Below are 17,747 nucleotides of genomic sequence, written 5' to 3' on the forward strand. Positions count from 1 at the left end.
GGGCTGGAAGGCCTCAGCTTTCGTAATCAATCACGTGGCGAAGCTGCTTTTCATACTCAAGCGCCTTGCCGGTGCCGAGGGCCACGCAGTTCAGCGACTCTTCCGCGACCGAGATCATCAGCCCGGTCTGCTCGCGCAGCGAGAGATCGAGATCGCCCAGAAGCGCACCGCCGCCCGTCAGCATGACGCCGCGGTCAACGATATCTGCCGCCAGATCCGGCGGGGTGGCTTCGAGCGCCTGCATGACGGCGTCGCAGATCTGCTGCACCGGTTCTGCCAGAGCTTCGGCCACCTGAGCCTGCGAAATCTCGGTCTCTTTCGGCACACCGTTCAGCAGATCGCGGCCGCGAATGGTCATCGACTGGCCACGGCCATCGTCGGGCATGCGGGCGGTGCCGATGGTGCATTTGATCCGCTCAGCCGTGGCTTCACCGATCAGGATGTTCTGGTTGCGGCGCAGATAAGAGATGATGGCATCATCCATCCGGTCGCCGCCCACGCGCACCGAGCGGGCGTAAACGATGTCACCGAGCGACAGAACCGCCACTTCCGTGGTGCCGCCGCCGATATCGACCACCATCGAGCCGGTGGGATCGGTGATCGGCATGCCCGCACCAATCGCGGCTGCGATCGGCTCTGCAATCAGACCGGCGCGGCGCGCGCCCGCCGAGAGAACCGAGGTGCGGATTGCGCGTTTTTCCACCGGAGTGGCGCCATGGGGCACGCAGACGATGATTTTCGGCTTCGAGAAGGTGGTGCGTTTGTGAACCTTGCGGATGAAATGTTTGATCATCTCTTCAGCAGAGTCGAAATCCGCAATCACCCCGTCGCGCATCGGGCGGATCGCCTCAATGGACCCCGGCGTCCGGCCCAGCATCAGCTTGGCGTCTTCACCCACGGCCAGGACCTGCTTTTTGCCGTCTTTGACGTGATAGGCGACCACCGAAGGCTCGTTCAGGATGATGCCTTTGCCTTTGACATAGACCAGCGTGTTGGCAGTGCCGAGGTCGATGGCCATGTCCGACGAAAAAAGGCCCGAAAAAATCGACATCCTGTGGAGATCCTGTCCGGTGCTAGAGGGAAACCCGCGACCGCAAGAACCCGGTCGCGGCATTCTTTTATCGCCGCCACACCCGCATTGAAAGGGGGCGGGGCCATTCTGTGCGCAAATCCGCGTGTAGAGTGGCGGTTGTACGCCCGTCAGACGTTATTTCCGGCGATCCGGCCCGCCTCGGGCGGCCAGGGGCGCTCAGCCTCTGCCCGGGCCCAGGCGGCGATCCAGCCCGGCAGTTCGGGCTGCGGCTCGGTGAAACCGGCGCTGCGGATCAGCCGCTCGGGCGCGATGATCCCCGAGCCTGAGGTGACGGCCGTGCGGTTCAAGACCTGGGTCGTGCATTCGCCTGCGCGCCAGAGAGACTGATCTATATAGAGAAATTTATCGTCCCATCCCGCCAGACGCGAGATCATTTCCAGCCGGTCAAACATCTTCACCCGGCGGCGGTAGCGCACTGAGGCTCCGGCCACGGCCATGCTCCAGCCATTGGCGTTCAGATGCGGGCGCAGCCCCAGACGGGTAATCATCGGCACCCGTCCAAGGTCAAAGAGGGTCAGTGTGCGGCCGTTGTTCAGCTCAACCCATGGGTCAATATCCTGCGGCCAGCAGTGCAGCACCGAGCGGTGCGCGTCAAAGAGCCCCAGGGCCGGCATCCGGCGGGCTTTGTGAACCTGACGGTAAAGACGGAGGAAAGGATACATGCAATGCGCTTCATTCTGGTCTCCCCTCCTCCCTGACCCGGCAGGCCCCCGGGGTCAAGGCTGACGCGGCACCGCCCCGGGGCCGGGGCCGCGCAGCATCTTAAGCCTGCGGATCAAGCGCCCAGGAAAAACCCGAAAAGCCGTCGCGGAAGGCAAAGGTGACAAGGTGTTTATCAATCACGAACCGCGCCTGAATGATGGCGGGCAGATCTTCGGCGGTCACGCGGGCGAAAAGACCGGTTTCATCGGCACGAAGGCTCATGTGGCCGGTGGGCAGATCGGCCTCTGCTTCGGTGGGGGTGAAGGTGACTTCGACCTTATGGGCCAGATGTTTGCACAGCTGCTGAAGGTATTTAGAGCCATTGGCCGTCGGGAAATGCGCCGAGGTGGAATACATAACCGGGTCCTGTCCTGATGAAACTTCTCAGGAATATAGGCCGGACCGGCGGCAGATGCACGGGGGCGCTAAAGTAAAGGCCCCGCAATGCTGCAGGGCCTTAAAATCAGATATCCGTCAGATCACTGCGCGGGAAGCGAGGCCTTGCGGACATAGGGCAGAACGATCTCAAGATCCTTGTATTTCTGCTGCGCTTCTTCGGTCGGAACCGAAAGCGCCACGATGGCCTTGTCGCCCGGTTTCCAGTCTGCGGGGGTGGCAAAAGGCACGCCGTCGGTCGCGCGGACCGCATCCAGCGCGCGCAGGATTTCCTGGAAGTTGCGGCCCACGGTCATCGGATAGATCAGCATGACCTTCACCTTCTTGTCCGGCCCGATGATGAAGGTCGAACGCACGGTGGCGGTATGCGCCGGGGTGCGGCCATCGGGCAGCACCGACTCGGCGGGCATCATGTCATAAAGCTTGGCGATCTGCAGATCGGGGTCGGCAAACATCGGGAAGGTCACCGGCTTGCCGGAGTATTTCTCAATGTCGGCTTTCCAGCCCTCATGCGCTTCGAGCGGGTCGACCGAGACTCCGAAGACTTTGGTGTTGCGCTTCGCAAATTCTTCCGCGAGTTGCGCCACGGCCCCGAATTCAGTCGTGCAGACCGGGGTGAAGTCTTTCGGATGGCTGAAAAGAATGGCGTAGCCGTCGCCGATTGCCTCATGGAAGGAAATCCGGCCTTCGGTGGAATCGGCCACAAAATCCGGAGCGGTGTCGTTGATGCGCAGCGTCATGACGGGTCCTTTCAGCAGGGTTCGGTCAGGAAAATAAGGCTGCAACGGGCACTGGGGAAGCCTTCGCAGCAGGCCCTTAACAACTTCGGGAGGCTGTTCCTGTTCCGAAGCGCGCGGTTGCACAATGTCCCCGGCCCTGCCAGATTTCCGGCACAACAGACTTTCGGAGGGCCGGTCTTATGATCGAGAAACGCGATTTTTACATCAATGGCGCCTGGATTGCTCCGGTCACGCCCAGGGATTACCCGGTCATTGACCCTTCGTCTGAGGACGTCTGTGCGACGATCTCGCTTGGCGCGGAAGCAGACACCAATGCCGCCGTCGCGGCCGCAAAAGCCGCCTTTCCCTCCTGGGCTGCGACACCTCCGGCTGAGCGTCTGGCCCTGGTGAAGCGGCTTCTTGAGATCTATGAGGCGCGCAACGAAGAGATGGCCCAGGCCATCAGCCTTGAGATGGGGGCCCCGATCTCCATGGCGCGCAGCTCTCAGGCGCCTTCCGGCTCGTCGCATATCCGAAACTTTATCAAAGCCTTCGATCATATCGAATGGGTCCGCCCGCTGGGTCCCCATGCGCCCAACGCCCGCATCGCCATGGAGCCGATCGGGGTGGTGGGGCTGATCACGCCCTGGAACTGGCCGATGAACCAGGTGACGCTGAAGGTGGTGCCCGCGCTGCTGGCGGGCTGCACCTGTGTGCTGAAACCGTCTGAGGAAGCGCCGCTTTCGTCGCTGCTCTTTGCTGAGTTCATTCATGAGGCTGGGTTCCCGGCAGGCGTCTTTAACCTGGTCAACGGCGATGGTGCGGGCGTGGGCAGCGTGCTGTCGAAGCACCCCGATGTTGAGATGATCTCTTTCACCGGCTCGACCCGCGCGGGCCGGGCGATCAGCCTTGCAGCGGCGGAAACCCTGAAGCGCGTGACGCTGGAGCTGGGTGGGAAGGGGGCAAACCTGGTCTTTGCCGATGCCGATGACGACGCGGTGAAGCGCGGCGTGCGGCATATGTTCAACAACTCCGGTCAGAGCTGCAACGCCCCCTCGCGGATGCTGGTGGAGCGTCCGATCTATGACCGCGCCGTGGAAATCGCCCGCGAAGTGGCTGAGGCGACCGCTGTCGCTCCGGCCTCGAAAGAGGGCAAGCACATCGGTCCGGTAGTCAATAAGCGCCAGTGGGATCAGCTCCAAGGCTATATCGCCAAAGGCATCGAAGAGGGCGCCCGCCTTGTCGCCGGTGGTCCGGGACTGCCTGAGGGCATGAACAAGGGCTTCTATGTCCGCCCGACGGTCTTTGCGGATGTGAAGCCCGGAATGACCATTGAACGCGAAGAGATCTTCGGCCCGGTTCTGGCCATGATCCCCTTTGACACCGAGGCAGAGGCCGTGGCGATCGCCAATGACACGCCCTATGGCCTGACCAATTACGTCCAGAGCCAGGACGGCGCGCGCCGCAATCGCCTTGCCCGCGCGCTGCGCTCGGGTATGGTAGAGATGAACGGCGAAAGCCGCGGGGCCGGTGCGCCTTTCGGCGGCGTCAAACTCTCAGGCCGCGCGCGCGAAGGCGGCGTCTGGGGGATTGAGGAGTTCCTCGAGGTGAAATCCATCTCGGGCTGGGACGGCGCTCAGGACTGAGGCCACCCCTGCAGATTCTGACCGGCGGGTTTCCCGCCGGTCAAAGCCGGTTTTCGCATTGCTGTGCAGCAAGGCCCCTGCCCGGGAGGCGGATTCAGCAGTGAGGATGCCGGACGGCCTGGGTGCATCCGGAGCGGTTCTGCCTCAGCCTGCGGGGGCCCAGATGATGTCGTCGATTTTGGGCGCGCCGGTGGCCAGCATGACCAGGCGGTCAAAGCCAAGCGCGATCCCGGCGGCGAGGGGCATATCGGCGAGGGCGCTCAGGAAATCTTCGTCGAGCGGGTAACGCTCGCCGTAGATGCGCTCTTTTTCATCCATCTCAGCGATGAAGCGGGCGCGCTGCTCGACCGGATCGGTCAGCTCGCCAAAGCCATTCGCAAGCTCCACCCCGCAGGCATAAAGCTCAAAGCGTTCGGCCAGGCGCGGATCATCGGGGCAGCGGCGGGCCAGGGCCGCTTCATGGGCGGGGTAGCGATCAAGAATGGTGGCACGCCCATGGCCGAGACGGGGTTCCACATCTGCGGTCAGAACCCGGCTCATCATATCCGACCAGGTGTCATCGGGGGCCGTGCGCATACCTTTGGCGTGGAGTTGCGGGCGCAGCTTTTCGGCATCGGGCACGCCGTTATCATCCATGGTCGCCAGCAGATCGACGCCTGCGTATTTCATGAAAGCCTCGCAGACCGAAAGCCGCTCAGGGGCGAGGAAGGGGTCGCAGGTCAGATCGCCCCGGCGCAGGAGCGGGCTTCCCGCGGCGCGGGCGGCCAGGGCCAGGAAGGCTGCGCAGTCCTGCATCAGCACCTCATAGCTTTCATGGGTGCGATACCATTCCAGCATGACAAACTCGGGGCTGTGGCGCGCGCCCCGCTCGCGGTTGCGCCAGACATGGGCGAAGGCGAAGATCTTTTCCTCCCCCGCTGCCAGCAGCTTCTTGAGGGCGAACTCGGGGCTGGTGTGCAGATAAAGCCGCCGCATCCCGCCGTCATTGTCGATGGCCTCGGCGGCAAAGGCATGCAGATGGGTCTCATTGCCGGGGCTGATCTGCAGGGCGCAGGGGTCGGTTTCGGTGAAGCCCTGATCGTCAAACCAGCGCCGCAGACCCGCCTGAATGCGGTTGCGTGCCAGCAGCATGGGGCGACGGTCGGCATGTCGGGCAGCGTTCCACCAGGAAGTTTCGGCCATATCGCAGGGTCCTTTCGGGGGCAAAAACGCCTTTCGGCTGGAAATCATGGCCGGAATGCGCTACGCGCGGTGCCAATCGCGCAGGCTGTGGCCCCGCGTTCTCCGGATATCACAAGGATTATCACCCGTGAAAGTCATCGCCTCGTCGATCCGTAAGGGCAATGTCATCGACATGGACGGCAAGCTCTATGTCGTTCTGACCGCTCAGAACATCCACCCCGGTAAGGGCACCCCGGTGACCCAGGTCGACATGCGCCGCATCTCGGATGGCATCAAGGTCTCGGAGCGCTGGCGCACCACCGAGCAGGTGGAGAAAGCGACCGTCGAAGAACGTGAATTCGACTATCTTTATGAAGACGGCGAAGGCTGGCACTTCATGGAGCCGACCACCTATGAGCAGGTCGTTGTGGCAGAAGACGTCATGGGCGACACCAAAGTCTATCTTCAGGAAGGCATGCGCGTCTGGCTGAAGACCTTTGAAGGCAACCCGATCTCGATCGAAGTGCCGCAGAAGATCACGGTGGAAATCACCGAGACCGAGCCGGTCGTCAAAGGTCAGACCGCCTCCTCCTCCTATAAGCCGGCGATGACCGACTCGGGTCTGCGCGTCATGGTTCCGCCGCATATCGGCGTGGGCACCCGTATCGTCATCAATACCGATGACAACACCTATGTGGAACGCTCGAAAGAGTGATCCCGACGGCCTTCGGATCCAAAGCGCCCTCCGGTTTTCCGGGGGGCGTTTTTGTTTTCCGGGGTCTTTACTTTTCCGGGGGTTTTAAGAGGTCTCAGGCGGTTGTGGGTCCGGAGAGCGCCGGGGAGGCGCTCCGCCCTCCCCGGACCCCGCCCGGGAGTATTTTGAAAAAGCCAAAGTCAGCGGCTGGCGGGGGAGAGAAGCGCCGCGAGCCGGGCCTGCAGGGGGGCGACATGGGGGTTGTCGCGGGTGACGGCGTCGAAGACCTCTGCGGCATCGTCCCGGACCATGGCGAAGGCCTGGTCGAGCAGATCGAAGCTTTTCGTGCGCAGTTTCGGCGCGGGGCCGAGATCGCGCATCGCGCGGGCGAGAAGATGGGTGAGGCCCTGGGTGAAGGCGGCTTCGCGGTCGTGCTGATCCGGCGTGCTCAGCAGGATCCGCAGTCCGAAGGTTTTGCGCAGGAAGGCTGCCGGGCGGCGCCAGGTGGTGCCGCGGAGCGGGCAGAGCACCAGTTGCAGCCCGCGGGTGCCGCCGGCCGCGCTTTGGGGCCCGAACATCGGATGGGTTGCCAGCAGGTCAACGTGGTCCGGCAGCAGGTTTTGCATCAGGGCGGCGGGGGCGGATTTCACTGAGGCCACATCCGCGATGAGCTGGCCCGGGCGCAGATGGGGGGCCAGGGCTGAGAGTGTCTGGCCGAGCTGCGGCACCGGCACGCAGAGAAGGACGATATCGGCCGCAGCCACTTCGGGGAGCGCAACCGGGGTCAGGCCTGCCTGCCGTGCGGCCTCGCAGGCGGTTTCCGAGGGGTCGCAGATAAGGATGCGGCAATGGGGCGCCAGCAGGCGGGCGGTCAGGCGGCCAAAGGCGCCAAAGCCAATCAGAGCGAGGGTCGGGTGTTGCATGGTCCTGGATCCGGTAGGGGGCGGGCCAGGGGAAGCGGGGAAGATCGGCGCTGTGCCTCTGGCAGGAGAGACGACAGCGGGGGGATGAACAGATGCTCCGCTGCGTCAGGGCAGCGGATAATAAACACTCGTGAGGATCGGGCGCGGGCTGTTCATGGCTTTTGCTTACGCCTGCTGCACGCGGGTGACAAGCCCTCAGCCGCCCTGGGTGGAGGCTTTGCGCGCCCGGCTGCGGTCCTTGCCGAGCCTGTGCTCGCGCCAGATGATCAGCACGCCTGCTGCCATCACCAGGGCGGCGCCGCACAGCATCTGCAGCGTCGGCACTTCGGAGAAGAAGAACCAGCCGATCCCCAGGGCAAAGATCATCGAGGCATAATCGAGCGGGGCGATGACGGCGGCTTCGGCCTCGCGGTAGCTTGAGGTCAGCAGGATCTGTCCGATCCCGCCAAGAAAGCCCGCCAGCACCAGCAGGGCAAAGATATCGGGCGGCGGCATCACCCAGCCGAAGGGCAGGGTCAGCAGCGACAGCAGCGTGGCATTGATGGTGAACCAGAAGACGATCGTGGAGGCCGGCTCGAAGCCGGTCAGCCTGCGGATTGAGATCTGGGCGAAGGCCATGAAGACGGCGGCCGCAAGCGCGATGGCGGCCCCGAGGCTTTGCGCGGTGCTCAGGCCTTCTTCAAGCGAAAAGCGCGGGGCGAGGATGATCAGCACGCCGGCGAGGCCCAGACCCACCGCGCTGTAGCGCCAGGGGCCGACCTTTTCTTTCAGGACGAGGGCTGCGAGCACGACCACCATCAGCGGGGCCGCATAGATAATCGCCGTCACCTCCGGCAGGGGCAGCATGCCGAGGGCTGCGAACTGCAGCCCCATGGAGGCGGTGCCGGAGAGCGCGCGGAAAAAATGGCTGCCGGGCCGGGAGGTTTTGACGCCGTTTTTCAGATCGCCCCGCAGCCAGAGCCAGCCGAGGATGACCGGTATGGCGAAGAAGGAGCGGAAGAAGACCGTTTCTCCGGGGGGGACATGCTCGGCGGCCAGTTTGATCAGCGAGGCCATGGCGATGAAAACCAGCACCGCGATCAGTTTGTAGGTAATGCCGCGCAGCGGGCGCATGTCTCAGCTCTCCGGGTCAGTCTGGCTGCGGTCTCTCAGGAGCCCGCGTTCCTGCCTTGTCACCGGGCCCGGCGCTGTGCAAGCTGAGTGGGGAAAATCATGGGGCCTGTGTCGGAAATGTCTCCGCCGGGTCGGGGGGATGAGATGAAACTTGCGGCGGCCGCCTATCCGTTGGACTTCTTCGGGGATTTTTCAGCATATGAGGCGAAGATCACGGCCTGGGTCGCGGAAGGAGCGGCCACGGGGGCCGATCTGCTGGTCTTCCCGGAATATGGCGCGATGGAACTGGCTTCGCTGGGCGGGCGCGCGGTGGCCGGGGATCAGGATCGCGCGGTGCGGGAGGCTGCGAAACATCATGAGGCCGCCTCTGCCGTTCTGGCGCGGCTGGCGGCGGCGCATGACGTGCATATTCTCGGCGGCTCCGGTCCGGTGTGGCATGAGGGGCAGCTGGTCAACCGGGCGGTCTTTTACGGGCCTTCCGGGGTGATCGGGCATCAGGACAAGCAGATCATGACCCGCTTTGAGCGCGAGGACTGGGGGATTGCGCCGGGATCAGGGCTGAAGGTCTTTGAGACCCCCTTTGCCCGGGTGGGGGTGGTGATCTGTTACGACAGTGAGTTTCCGCTGTTGTCGCGGGCGCTCTCGGAAGCCGGGGCCGAAGTACTGCTGGCGCCCTGCTGCACGGAAGGTTTTGCGGGTTTCATGCGGGTGCGGGTGGGCTCTATGGCGCGGGCGCTGGAGAACCAGTGCGTCACCCTGCAGGCGCCGCTGGTGGGCGAGGCTGCCTGGTGCGCCGGGGTTGAAGAGAACACCGGCATTGCCGGGATTTTCGGGCCCCCCGATGCGGGCTGGCCGGAGACCGGGGTTCTGGCGGAGGGCGCGCTGAATGTGCCGGGCTGGGTGGTGGCGGAGGTCTCGCGCGAGCAGATCCGGCAGACCCGGGATGATGGCGTGGTGCTGTTGAGCCGTCACTGGCCCGAGCAGGAAGAGCGTGTGGCGGTGCCGGTGGAGGTGATCCGGGCCTGAGTTCGGCTTTGCAACCGCCGGGGGACTTTGCGTCCCCCGGACCCCCCTGCAGAGTATTTTTCAAAAGCCAAACGATCACGAAGGGCGGCGAATCCGCCCCATTCGTGGTCTAACGGGGCCTTTGCCCTTGAAAATTTCTGCCAGCACGCTCATTAGCACCTTGCCCGCAGTCTTTTTGGCGGGTGCTATCCAATGGAGTCAACATGGCCAAGGAAGAACTGCTCGAATTCCCCGGCGTCGTGAAGGAACTCCTGCCGAATACGACGTTCAAGGTCGAGCTGGACAACGGCCATGAACTGATCGCGACCATGGCAGGAAAAATGCGCAAGAACCGTATCCGCGTTCTCGCAGGCGACCGCGTTCAGGTGGAAATGACCCCCTACGATCTGTCCAAAGGCCGGATCAATTATCGCTTCAAATAAGATGAAGCTGATTCTGGGCTCTGCCTCGCCGCGCCGGAAGGATCTTCTGGCGCAGATCGGGCTGGTGCCCGATGCGATCCTGCCTCCCGATATCGATGAGGATCCGCGCAAAGGGGAGCTGCCGCGCCCTTATTGCGCGCGCATTGCGTCTGAGAAAGCTTTTGCCGTGGCGGCGGGGCCGGAGGATGTGGTGCTTTGTGCCGATACCACGGTCGCGCTGGGCCGCCGAATCCTCGGCAAGCCGGCCTCGGCGGCGGAGGCTGCAAAGTTTCTGGTGCTGCTGGGCGGGCGTCGTCATGAGGTGATCACCTCGGTGGCGGTTCGCAGAGGCGAGCGGCTCTGGACGCGGGATGTGGTCTCGGTGGTGAAGTTCAAGCGGCTGTCGGATGATGAGCTGAACTTCTATCTGGCGTCCGGTGAATGGCAGGGCAAAGCGGGCGGCTATGGCATTCAGGGCCTGGCCGGGGCGTTTGTGACCTGGATGCAGGGGTCTTTCACCGGGGTCGTCGGCCTTCCGGTTGCAGAGACCGCACAACTTCTGGCCGCCGCGGGCGTGCCGCTCTGGAGGCAGGCATGATCGGACGTGTTGTCGTTCTTGACCGGATGGAAGATGGCCGCGCGGCGGCGGCGCTGATGGTGGATGGTCGTCTTGAGGATCTGGTCATTGATCCCAAAGGCGAGAGCCCGCTGCAGCCGGGTGCCATTCTGCGCGGTGTTGTGGATCGTCTGGTCAAGGGCCAGGGCGGGGTTTTCGTGAAGCTTCCGGGCGGATCGGGATTCTTACGTCAGGTCTCGGGTCTGGCCCCGGGTCAGCGCGTGATCGTGCAGGTCTCGGGTGTGGCAGAGCCGGGTAAGGCCGTGCCGGTCACGCTGCGGGTGCTCTTTAAATCTCAGCTGGCAATTGCCACGCCGGGCGCACCGGGGATTAATATCTCGCGCCGCATCCGCGATGAGGAGCTCCGTCAGGATCTGCAGGATCTGGCTGATGAGGCGATGAAGGGGGCTCCGGCGACGCTGGGTCTGATCATCCGCTCGGCGGCAGAGGCGGCAGGCGAAGACGCCGTGGCGGAAGATATCCTTTCCGTCAAAGAGCTTGCGACGGCGGTGATGGCCGATCTTTCGGGCGGGCCGGAGCTGCTGGTGGATGCGCCGGACGCCCATGAGCTGGCCTGGCGCGAATGGACCGATCCGGCACCCGATGAGGTGGTGGAGGGCGAGGGCGCTTTTGAGCGTTCGGGCGTTCTGGATGCCATTGATGATCTGCGCTCGGTCGTGGCGGAACTGCCGGCGGGCGGCTCGATGGTGCTGGAGACCACGCGGGCGCTGGTGGCGGTGGATATCAACACCGGGCCGGATACCTCGCTGGCCGCCGGGCTGAAGGCCAATATTGCCGCCGCCCGGGATCTGCCGCGTCAGCTGCGTCTGCGCGGGCTTGGCGGTCAGATCGTGGTCGATTTCGCGCCGATGCCGAAGAAAGACCGCGGCACCCTGGAGCAGGTTCTGCGCGCAGCCTTCAAGGGCGAGGCGGCAGAGAGCACCCTTGCAGGCTGGACGCCTTTGGGTAACTTTGAGCTGCAGCGCAAACGGGACCGCGCGATGCTGAAGGATCTGCTGTGAGCAAATGTCCGATCTGTGGCCGCGAGGCGGATGAGAAATACCGCCCCTTCTGCTCCAAACGCTGTGCGGATGTGGATCTGGCACGCTGGATGACCGGAACCTATGCTATCCCGGTAGAGGATGACGAAGATGAGGATGGCGCTCCGCCGCCTGATCTTCCACAAAGGCCGGTCTGACTGCGCGCGCGAGGGGGCAACCCGTCGCGCGTTTTTCTTTCGTGATCCGGATGCGGTCGAGCAATTTCGTGCAACTTCGTGTCAGAGGGCGTTTTCTTTGACGATCCGGCGGCATAGATAAAGCGTCAAGATTACCGGAGGCCCCAGAATGACCCGCGCGAAACCCGTTGTCCTTTGCATTCTTGATGGCTGGGGCCTGTCGGAAGACCGCACGGCCAATGCGCCGGCGCTGGCAGAAACTCCGGCTTTTGACCGGGCCTGGGCGGAGTGCCCGCATGCGACGCTTCTGACCCATGGTCCGGATGCGGGTCTGCCCTCGGGGCAGATGGGCAACTCTGAGGTCGGGCACACCAATATCGGTGCGGGCCGTGTGGTGGCGATGGATCTGGGGCAGATCGATCTGGCGATTGAGGATGGCTCGTTTAATCAGAACGCCGCGATCCTGGAGTGGGTGGCCGGGCTGAAAGCCACGGGCGGCACGGCGCATCTGATGGGCGTTGTCTCGGACGGTGGGGTGCACGGGCATCTGACCCATATTCAGGCGGCGGCCCATCTGGTGGCGGGCCAGGGTGTGCCGGTGGTGATCCATGCGGTGACCGACGGGCGTGATGTCGCGCCGTCTTCGGCGGTGCCCTATATGGAGGCCCTGGTCGCGGGGCTGCCGCAGGGCGCGAAGGTCGGAACTGTGGTCGGGCGCTATTATGCCATGGACCGCGACAACCGCTGGGAGCGGGTCTCGCAGGCTTATGGTGCCTTTGTGGCCGCGCAGGGCACGCGTGCGGTCTCGGCGGTGGCTGCGCTTGAGGCGGCCTATGCGGCCGGGCTGAGCGATGAGTTCATAACGCCTTATGTGATCGGCGATTATGCGGGAATGAAGGACGGCGACGGCTTTTTCTGCCTGAACTTCCGGGCTGATCGCGCGCGGGAGATTCTGCTGGCGCTTGGTCAGCCGGGCTTTGCAGGCTTTGATGTTCAGCGCCGCCCGGATCTGAAGCTCTTTGGCATGGTCGATTACTCGAAAGACCATGATACCTTTATGAAATCGGCTTTCCCCAAGCAGACCATCGTCAACACGCTCGGCGAATGGGTGGCCAAACAGGGCAAGCGTCAGTTCCGTCTGGCTGAGACCGAGAAATACCCACATGTCACCTTCTTCCTGAACGGTGGACAGGAGATCCCGGCAGAGGGGGAAGACCGCTTCATGCCGAAATCGCCGAAAGTGGCGACCTATGATCTGCAGCCCGAGATGTCCTCAGAAGAGGTCACGGAGAAATTCCTTGAGGCGATTGAGGCCGATTACGATCTGATCGTTGTCAACTACGCCAACCCCGATATGGTGGGCCATACCGGCAGCCTTGAGGCGGCGATGGCCGCCTGTGCGGCGGTGGACCGGGGGCTGTCGCGGGTGATTCCGGCGCTGCTGGCCAAAGGGGGGGCGATGCTTCTGACGGCAGATCACGGCAACTGTGAGCAGATGTTTGACCCCGCAACCGGTGGTCCGCATACCGCCCATACGCTGAACCCGGTTCCGGTCATCCTGATCGGCGGGCCGGAGGGGGTGGCTTTGCGCGATGGCCGTCTGGCGGATGTGGCCCCCACGCTTCTGGAACTGATGGGGCTGCCGCAGCCGGAAGAGATGACCGGGCGGAGCCTGATCGTCGCATGATGCGGGCGGCGCTGGCTCTCAGTCTGGCCCTGTTGGCCGGGGGGACCGCTTTTGCGGAAAGCCCGGTCTCGGATCAGGCGCGGGCGGCGAGTGAGGGGCTTTTGGGCGCGGTTGAGGCGCTGGAGCAGGCCGAAAGCGGCCGCGATCAGGTCGCGGCGCTGACCCGCACCATCCAGGCCTATGAAACCGGCCTTGCCACCCTGCGCGAGGCTTTGCGCCAGGCGACCATCCGCGAAACCGCCTTGCAGATGCGCTTTGAGGCCAAGCGCGAGCGGGTGTCCAAACTGCTCGGCGTGCTGTCGGGCATGGACGCCAGCCCGACGCCCCTTCTGATGCTGCACCCCTCGGGGCCGGTGGGCACCGCACGCTCCGGCATGATGCTGGCTGAGATCACTCCGGCGATGCAGGCCGAGGTTGAGACGCTGCGGGCGGAGCTGAAGGAAGTCTCTGAACTCAGGGCGCTGCAGAAATCCGCAGGCGTGACGCTGCAGCGCGGGCTGGAGGCGGCACAGGTGGCCCGCACCCAGCTGAGCCAGGCGATCGCCGCGCGTGCGCCGCTGCCCAAACGCTTTACCGAAGATCCTGAGCGGCTGAAGCTGATGATCTCGGATGCCGATACGCTGGATGCTCTGGCGACCGGGCTTGCGCCGGATCTTCTGGCCGATACGGAGCTGACGGAATTTGCGGCCTCTCAGGGCAAGCTGCCGCTGCCGGTGCTCGGCCAGGTGCTGCGCCAGTTCGGAGAGCCGGATGCTGCGGGGATTGAGCGGCCGGGGCTGGTGATTGCCACCCGTCCTCAGGCGCTGGTCACAGCCCCCTGGCCTGCAACGATCCGCTATGTCGGCCCCTTTCTCGACTACGGAAATGTGATGATCCTTGAGCCCGGTGCGGGCTATCTTCTGGTTCTGGCCGGGCTTGGGACCATCTACGGTGGTGTTGGTGATATCGTTCCCGGCAATGCGCCCGTGGGGCTGATGGGGGGCGCGGATGGTACCGGGGATCTTTTGCAGGGCGGCTCAGAGAGCACTGGCAGAACCGGTTCGGAAACGCTCTATATGGAACTGAGGCAGGGCGGTCAGCCCGTCGATCCCGGCGAGTGGTTCGCCGATGTGAGGGAATGAGGGACGCATCCATGAAGAAACATGTGCTGGCTGCGCTTGGCGGAACGGTGGCGGGAGCGGTGATTGCCATGCAGCTCGCAGGCCCGCTTCTTGCACAGGATGCCGCGAAGAAGGCCTCGGTCTATCAGCAGCTTGACCTGTTCGGGGACATCTTTGAGCGGATCCGCGCGCAATATGTCGAAGAAGTTGAGCCGGAAAAGCTGATTGAAGCGGCGATCAACGGCATGCTGACCTCGCTTGATCCGCATTCCTCTTATCTGCCGAAGAAGGCCTATGAGGATATGTCGGTCCAGACCCGGGGTGAATTCGGCGGACTTGGCATCGAAGTCACCCAGGAAGAGGGCTTCGTGAAGGTCGTGACCCCGATCGATGATACCCCCGCGGATAAGGCGGGGATCCTTGCGGGCGATTTCATCACCCATGTGGACGGGGAATCGGTGCTGGGTCTGACCATGGACCAGGCGGTTGATAAGATGCGCGGCCCGGTCGGCTCTGAGGTGGTGATCACCGTGGTGCGCGAAGGCACGGCAGAACCCTTCGACGTCTCGATCATCCGCGACACCGTGAAGGTCAAAGTGGCCCGCACCCGCCTTGAGGGGGATGTCGCGGTGGTGCGTCTGACGACCTTTAACGATCAGACCTACAAGGGGCTTGAGGATGGTCTGAAGCAGCTGTTCAAGGATGCCGGCGGGGCCGATAAGGTCAATGGCGTGGTGCTTGATCTGCGCAACAACCCCGGTGGTCTGCTGCCCCAGGCGATCAAAGTCGCCGATGCCTTCCTTGAGCAGGGCGAGATCGTCTCGACCCGTGGCCGCACCGCGGCTGAGGGAGAGCGGATGAATGCCACCCCCGGTGATCTGACCGAAGGCAAACCGCTTGTCGTTCTGATCAACGAGGGCTCGGCCTCGGCCTCTGAGATCGTGGCGGGCGCGCTGCAGGATCATGATCGTGCCGTCGTTGTCGGCATGAAGTCGTTTGGTAAAGGCACGGTGCAGTCGGTCATGCCGCTGCGCGGTGACGGCGCGATGCGCCTGACGACGGCGCGTTATTACACGCCTTCGGGCCGCTCGATCCAGGGCATGGGGGTGCATCCCGATGTCGTGGTGGCGCAGCCGCGCAAAGATCCGAATGCCGCTCCGGTTGAAGAGCCGAAATCGCGTCTGTCGCGCTCGGAAGCGCAGCTGCGCGGCACGCTCTCGAACGATTCGATGACCGAAGATGAGCGCAAAATGATCGAGGCAGAGGCCGCCAAAGCCGAAGCCGCCGCCAAGCTGCGCCAGGATGATTACCAGCTGGCCTATGCCATCGACATCCTGCGCGGCATGGCCGCCGTGAAGAAAGACTGAAGATGAGCGATCTGCCCTACCGCCCCTGCGTGGGTGTGGTTCTGATCAATGCCGAGGGCCGGATTTTCGCCGGCCAGCGGCTCGACAGTGAGGTGCCTGCCTGGCAGATGCCGCAGGGCGGCATTGATAAGGGCGAGAAGTCCCGCGAAGCTGCCTTGCGCGAGCTGTGGGAGGAAACCGGGGTCACCGCAGATCTGGTCGAAGAGATTGGTCGCACGGAAAACTGGGTGACCTATGACCTGCCGCCGCATCTGCTGGGCAAGGTCTGGGGCGGCAAATACCGCGGGCAGAAGCAGCGCTGGTATCTCTACCGCTTCAAAGGCTCGGACGATCAGATCGTGATTGAGAGCGAGCATCCGGAGTTCTCCTCCTGGAAATGGATCGGCGCGGAAGAGATGGTTGCGGGGATCGTGCCTTTCAAACGCGCGGTCTATGAGACGGTGGTCGCAGAATTCCGCGATCATCTGGCACCATGAGCGGGGAGGCTCTGACCTCCCCTTTGCCTTTCGGGGCTGAGGCTGCGGGCTATGATGCCGGGCGCCCGCCCTATCCTGAAGGCCTTTATGAGGCGCTTTTTCAAAAGCTGGATCTGCGCCCCGGTCTGCGCGGCTTTGAGGTCGGTGCCGGCACCGGGCTTGCCACGCGCGCGCTGATCCGGCGGGGTCTGCAGCTTCGCGCGATAGAGCCGGACCCTTTGATGGCAAAGCGCCTGCGGGTCTCAGCCCCTGAGGCTGAGGTGATCCCCGCCCGGATGGAAGATGCGGCGCTCCCCGAGGGGGTGGCGGATTTCGGCGTTTCCGCCATGGCGATGCATTGGCTCGATGCGGGGCTCGCGCTGCCGCGGATCAGGGCCTGGTTAAAACCCGGTGCCGGTTTTGCCATGTGGTGGACGGTTTTCGGCGATCCGGCGCAGCCTGATGCCTTTCAGCGCGCCTCAGCGCCGCTTTTCAGCGGCATGGCGCAGGGGCGGGGGGCGGCGAAGGGCGTGCCCTATGCGATGCAAAGCGCAGCGCGGCTGGCGGATCTGACCGCTGCGGGTTTTGAGGCGGCGCAGATGCAGCGCTTTGACTGGCAGATCCGGCAGAGCACGGCAGAGGTGGTGAACCTCTGCCGCAGTTTCTCGCCGATCCTGCAGATGCCCCCCGCCGCGCGGGAGGCATTTTTGCAGGCCATGGCGGATCTGGTTGAGCGCGAATTCGGCGGCTCGGTCCTGCGCAGCTTTGTCAGCCTGCTATATACCGCCCGCAGACCGCTTTAGCGGCGCGCAAATTCGGTAAAGCCCGCAAGGAAGTCGCGCAGGCGGCTTTCCGTCTTCGCGTCAGACATCCGGCCTTCAGAATCAAAGACCTCCGTCGCGCGCGAGACCATCAGACGCCCTTCAAAATAAGGCCGGGTGCCCAGGGTGCGCAGCACGCTCAGCCACATATCCTGGGCAAGAATGGTGCCAAAGCCGCCTGGAGAGGCCCCGATCAGCGCCACGGGCTTGCCCTGAAACAGATCGGTGCCACCGGGTTTGCGCGTCATCCAGTCGATGGCGTTCTTAAAGACGCCGGGGATGCCGTTGTTATATTCCGGCGTCACCAGCAGCAGCCCGTCTGCGGCCTTCAGCGCCTCTTTCAGCGCGGCGACCGGCGCGGGGGCGCCATGGGCGGTTTCGTCGTCTTCGTTAAAGAGCGGCACGCCGTGCAGGGTATGGGCGTCCAGTCGCGCGCCCTCGGGCATCAGCCCCACCGCCGTGCGCAGCAGGGCGGTGTTCAGCGAACCGGCCCGAAGGCTGCCGGACAGGCCGAGAATGGTGGTCATAGCAACTGTATCTCTCACGCCGTTGCGGCGGTCCATTTCTGCCGGCTCTTGCACAGGGTATTCGCGATGGTGACGAGCTTTCTGGCAACGGCGGTGATGATGACCTTGTGCGGTTTTCCGGCC

At 63.8% G+C, this 17,747-nt stretch carries 20 protein-coding genes; 12 read left to right on the plus strand and 8 right to left on the minus strand.

What is annotated here, in order from left to right; translation table 11 throughout:
• Positions 1 to 13 precede the first annotated feature (13 nt).
• The 4 genes from EP867_RS12925 to EP867_RS12940 all read right to left on the minus strand — a co-directional run bounded on the left by EP867_RS12925 (position 14) and on the right by EP867_RS12940 (position 2,931).
• Complete coding sequence (locus EP867_RS12925; RefSeq protein ID WP_128489887.1) at positions 14 to 1,051, minus strand: rod shape-determining protein; 1,038 nt, start codon at positions 1,049 to 1,051, stop codon at positions 14 to 16.
• Positions 1,052 to 1,200: 149 nt separating this feature from the next.
• The gene (locus EP867_RS12930) at positions 1,201 to 1,755 is read right to left on the minus strand and encodes an acyl-CoA thioesterase (RefSeq protein ID WP_128489889.1); all 555 of its coding nucleotides are present in this window, start codon (positions 1,753 to 1,755) and stop codon (positions 1,201 to 1,203) included.
• 100 nt (positions 1,756 to 1,855) lie between these two features.
• Complete coding sequence (locus EP867_RS12935) at positions 1,856 to 2,152, minus strand: DUF2218 domain-containing protein (protein WP_128489891.1); 297 nt, start codon at positions 2,150 to 2,152, stop codon at positions 1,856 to 1,858.
• Positions 2,153 to 2,274: 122 nt separating this feature from the next.
• Positions 2,275 to 2,931, minus strand: a complete 657-nt coding sequence (locus EP867_RS12940; protein WP_128489893.1) for a peroxiredoxin — start codon at positions 2,929 to 2,931, stop codon at positions 2,275 to 2,277.
• A 179-nt stretch (positions 2,932 to 3,110) separates the two neighbouring features.
• On the opposite strand from EP867_RS12940, the gene EP867_RS12945 reads away from it, so the two are divergent.
• Entirely contained in the window at positions 3,111 to 4,556 is a 1,446-nt protein-coding gene (locus EP867_RS12945; RefSeq protein ID WP_128489895.1) for an aldehyde dehydrogenase family protein, read from the plus strand.
• Between the two features lie 144 nt (positions 4,557 to 4,700).
• On the opposite strand, the gene epmA is transcribed toward EP867_RS12945, so the two are convergent.
• Positions 4,701 to 5,738 (minus strand): EF-P lysine aminoacylase EpmA, encoded by a 1,038-nt coding sequence (epmA, locus tag EP867_RS12950; RefSeq protein WP_128489897.1) that lies wholly within the window; start codon positions 5,736 to 5,738, stop codon positions 4,701 to 4,703.
• Between the two features lie 127 nt (positions 5,739 to 5,865).
• On the opposite strand from epmA, the gene efp reads away from it, so the two are divergent.
• Positions 5,866 to 6,432, plus strand: coding sequence for an elongation factor P (gene efp / locus EP867_RS12955; RefSeq protein WP_128489899.1), 567 nt, complete (start codon positions 5,866 to 5,868; stop codon positions 6,430 to 6,432).
• A gap of 179 nt (positions 6,433 to 6,611) precedes the next feature.
• Here efp and EP867_RS12960 read toward each other — a convergent pair whose 3' ends face one another.
• On the minus strand, positions 6,612 to 7,334 hold the full coding sequence (locus tag EP867_RS12960) for a prephenate dehydrogenase (protein ID WP_128489901.1): 723 nt from the start codon (positions 7,332 to 7,334) through the stop codon (positions 6,612 to 6,614).
• Positions 7,335 to 7,529: 195 nt separating this feature from the next.
• Positions 7,530 to 8,447, minus strand: a complete 918-nt coding sequence (locus EP867_RS12965; RefSeq protein WP_128489903.1) for a DMT family transporter — start codon at positions 8,445 to 8,447, stop codon at positions 7,530 to 7,532.
• 144 nt (positions 8,448 to 8,591) lie between these two features.
• On the opposite strand from EP867_RS12965, the gene EP867_RS12970 reads away from it, so the two are divergent.
• The 10 genes from EP867_RS12970 to EP867_RS13015 all read left to right on the plus strand — a co-directional run bounded on the left by EP867_RS12970 (position 8,592) and on the right by EP867_RS13015 (position 17,079).
• Positions 8,592 to 9,473 (plus strand): carbon-nitrogen hydrolase family protein, encoded by an 882-nt coding sequence (locus EP867_RS12970; RefSeq protein WP_128489905.1) that lies wholly within the window; start codon positions 8,592 to 8,594, stop codon positions 9,471 to 9,473.
• Positions 9,474 to 9,676: 203 nt separating this feature from the next.
• Complete coding sequence (gene infA / locus EP867_RS12975) at positions 9,677 to 9,895, plus strand: translation initiation factor IF-1 (RefSeq protein WP_124963016.1); 219 nt, start codon at positions 9,677 to 9,679, stop codon at positions 9,893 to 9,895.
• A gap of 1 nt (position 9,896) precedes the next feature.
• The gene (locus tag EP867_RS12980) at positions 9,897 to 10,472 is read left to right on the plus strand and encodes a Maf family protein (protein ID WP_128489907.1); all 576 of its coding nucleotides are present in this window, start codon (positions 9,897 to 9,899) and stop codon (positions 10,470 to 10,472) included.
• A complete protein-coding gene (locus EP867_RS12985) occupies positions 10,469 to 11,512 on the plus strand; it encodes a ribonuclease E/G (protein ID WP_128489910.1) in 1,044 nt (347 codons plus the stop codon). Before EP867_RS12980 ends, EP867_RS12985 begins: the two co-directional genes overlap by 4 nt.
• The gene (locus EP867_RS12990) at positions 11,509 to 11,688 is read left to right on the plus strand and encodes a DNA gyrase inhibitor YacG (protein WP_128489912.1); all 180 of its coding nucleotides are present in this window, start codon (positions 11,509 to 11,511) and stop codon (positions 11,686 to 11,688) included. Before EP867_RS12985 ends, EP867_RS12990 begins: the two co-directional genes overlap by 4 nt.
• A gap of 148 nt (positions 11,689 to 11,836) precedes the next feature.
• Positions 11,837 to 13,354 carry a 2,3-bisphosphoglycerate-independent phosphoglycerate mutase gene (gpmI, locus tag EP867_RS12995; RefSeq protein ID WP_128489914.1) on the plus strand — a complete coding sequence of 506 codons (1,518 nt, stop codon included), beginning with the start codon at positions 11,837 to 11,839 and terminating at the stop codon, positions 13,352 to 13,354.
• Positions 13,354 to 14,475 carry a murein hydrolase activator EnvC family protein gene (locus tag EP867_RS13000; RefSeq protein WP_128489923.1) on the plus strand — a complete coding sequence of 374 codons (1,122 nt, stop codon included), beginning with the start codon at positions 13,354 to 13,356 and terminating at the stop codon, positions 14,473 to 14,475. The genes gpmI and EP867_RS13000 overlap by 1 nt, the downstream gene beginning before the upstream one ends.
• Before the next feature lie 11 nt (positions 14,476 to 14,486).
• Positions 14,487 to 15,821: a S41 family peptidase gene (locus tag EP867_RS13005; protein WP_128489916.1), complete on the plus strand. Its 1,335-nt coding sequence runs from the start codon at positions 14,487 to 14,489 to the stop codon at positions 15,819 to 15,821.
• 2 nt (positions 15,822 to 15,823) lie between these two features.
• Positions 15,824 to 16,297 (plus strand): RNA pyrophosphohydrolase, encoded by a 474-nt coding sequence (locus EP867_RS13010; protein ID WP_128489918.1) that lies wholly within the window; start codon positions 15,824 to 15,826, stop codon positions 16,295 to 16,297.
• The gene (locus tag EP867_RS13015) at positions 16,294 to 17,079 is read left to right on the plus strand and encodes a class I SAM-dependent methyltransferase (protein ID WP_128489919.1); all 786 of its coding nucleotides are present in this window, start codon (positions 16,294 to 16,296) and stop codon (positions 17,077 to 17,079) included. The genes EP867_RS13010 and EP867_RS13015 overlap by 4 nt, the downstream gene beginning before the upstream one ends.
• Here EP867_RS13015 and EP867_RS13020 read toward each other — a convergent pair.
• The gene (locus EP867_RS13020) at positions 17,076 to 17,624 is read right to left on the minus strand and encodes an NADPH-dependent FMN reductase (RefSeq protein WP_128489920.1); all 549 of its coding nucleotides are present in this window, start codon (positions 17,622 to 17,624) and stop codon (positions 17,076 to 17,078) included. The two genes, EP867_RS13015 and EP867_RS13020, sit on opposite strands and share 4 nt — an antisense overlap.
• Positions 17,625 to 17,747 lie beyond the last annotated feature (123 nt).

Source organism: Falsigemmobacter intermedius (genome assembly GCF_004054105.1).
GTDB classification, from domain to species: domain Bacteria; phylum Pseudomonadota; class Alphaproteobacteria; order Rhodobacterales; family Rhodobacteraceae; genus Wagnerdoeblera; species Wagnerdoeblera intermedia.

What these genes read in the sequence shown, in the direction of transcription:
- EP867_RS12925 (WP_128489887.1), bottom strand. Translation starts at nt 1,051, where the DNA reads ATGTCGATTTTTTCGGGCCTTTTTTCGTCGGACATGGCCATCGACCTC.
- EP867_RS12930 (WP_128489889.1), bottom strand. Translation starts at nt 1,755, where the DNA reads ATGTATCCTTTCCTCCGTCTTTACCGTCAGGTTCACAAAGCCCGCCGG.
- EP867_RS12935 (WP_128489891.1), bottom strand. Translation starts at nt 2,152, where the DNA reads ATGTATTCCACCTCGGCGCATTTCCCGACGGCCAATGGCTCTAAATAC.
- EP867_RS12940 (WP_128489893.1), bottom strand. Translation starts at nt 2,931, where the DNA reads ATGACGCTGCGCATCAACGACACCGCTCCGGATTTTGTGGCCGATTCC.
- EP867_RS12945 (WP_128489895.1), top strand. Translation starts at nt 3,111, where the DNA reads ATGATCGAGAAACGCGATTTTTACATCAATGGCGCCTGGATTGCTCCG.
- epmA (WP_128489897.1), bottom strand. Translation starts at nt 5,738, where the DNA reads ATGGCCGAAACTTCCTGGTGGAACGCTGCCCGACATGCCGACCGTCGC.
- EP867_RS12960 (WP_128489901.1), bottom strand. Translation starts at nt 7,334, where the DNA reads ATGCAACACCCGACCCTCGCTCTGATTGGCTTTGGCGCCTTTGGCCGC.
- EP867_RS12965 (WP_128489903.1), bottom strand. Translation starts at nt 8,447, where the DNA reads ATGCGCCCGCTGCGCGGCATTACCTACAAACTGATCGCGGTGCTGGTT.
- EP867_RS12970 (WP_128489905.1), top strand. Translation starts at nt 8,592, where the DNA reads ATGAAACTTGCGGCGGCCGCCTATCCGTTGGACTTCTTCGGGGATTTT.
- infA (WP_124963016.1), top strand. Translation starts at nt 9,677, where the DNA reads ATGGCCAAGGAAGAACTGCTCGAATTCCCCGGCGTCGTGAAGGAACTC.
- EP867_RS12980 (WP_128489907.1), top strand. Translation starts at nt 9,897, where the DNA reads ATGAAGCTGATTCTGGGCTCTGCCTCGCCGCGCCGGAAGGATCTTCTG.
- EP867_RS12985 (WP_128489910.1), top strand. Translation starts at nt 10,469, where the DNA reads ATGATCGGACGTGTTGTCGTTCTTGACCGGATGGAAGATGGCCGCGCG.
- gpmI (WP_128489914.1), top strand. Translation starts at nt 11,837, where the DNA reads ATGACCCGCGCGAAACCCGTTGTCCTTTGCATTCTTGATGGCTGGGGC.
- EP867_RS13000 (WP_128489923.1), top strand. Translation starts at nt 13,354, where the DNA reads ATGCGGGCGGCGCTGGCTCTCAGTCTGGCCCTGTTGGCCGGGGGGACC.
- EP867_RS13005 (WP_128489916.1), top strand. Translation starts at nt 14,487, where the DNA reads ATGAAGAAACATGTGCTGGCTGCGCTTGGCGGAACGGTGGCGGGAGCG.
- EP867_RS13010 (WP_128489918.1), top strand. Translation starts at nt 15,824, where the DNA reads ATGAGCGATCTGCCCTACCGCCCCTGCGTGGGTGTGGTTCTGATCAAT.
- EP867_RS13015 (WP_128489919.1), top strand. Translation starts at nt 16,294, where the DNA reads ATGAGCGGGGAGGCTCTGACCTCCCCTTTGCCTTTCGGGGCTGAGGCT.
- EP867_RS13020 (WP_128489920.1), bottom strand. Translation starts at nt 17,624, where the DNA reads ATGACCACCATTCTCGGCCTGTCCGGCAGCCTTCGGGCCGGTTCGCTG.